1 protein-coding gene is annotated in these 373 nt (G+C 81.8%); it reads right to left on the minus strand.

Features of this window, described 5'->3' with window-relative positions; translation table 11 throughout:
* On the minus strand, positions 1-373 hold a 373-nt coding region (locus NJ376_RS28500; RefSeq protein ID WP_370288782.1), incomplete at both ends, for a hypothetical protein.

Raw genomic sequence — 373 nt, forward strand, 5'->3', positions numbered from 1 at the left:
AGGCCGGCCACATCCGGCAGATCCCGGGCGGCGGCCGCGTCCAGCGCCGCCTTGGCCTCCGCCAGCTCGGCGGTGAGGCGGGCGAGCTGTGGCGCCAGCGCCTCCAGCCGGCTTTCCGCCCGGGCGGCGGCGGCGGCGAGGCGCGACGCCTCGCCCCGCGCGCGTTGCAGCGCCATATCGGCCTCCGCCCGGTTGTCGCGGGCGGCGGTCTCAGCAGCGGCGGCCGCGTTCTCGGCGCGGGCGGCGGCATCGTACTCGGCGATCGCCGCTTCCGGGTCGGGCAGGGCGGCCAGGGCGGCGGCGGCGGCCTCCGCGGCGCGCGCCGCCTCCGCCTGCTCGGAGGCCAGCCGCTCGAGCTGCGGCGCCAGGGCGC

It is taken from the genome of Siccirubricoccus soli (assembly GCF_024178315.1).
Classification (GTDB): Bacteria; Pseudomonadota; Alphaproteobacteria; order Acetobacterales; family Acetobacteraceae; genus Siccirubricoccus; species Siccirubricoccus soli.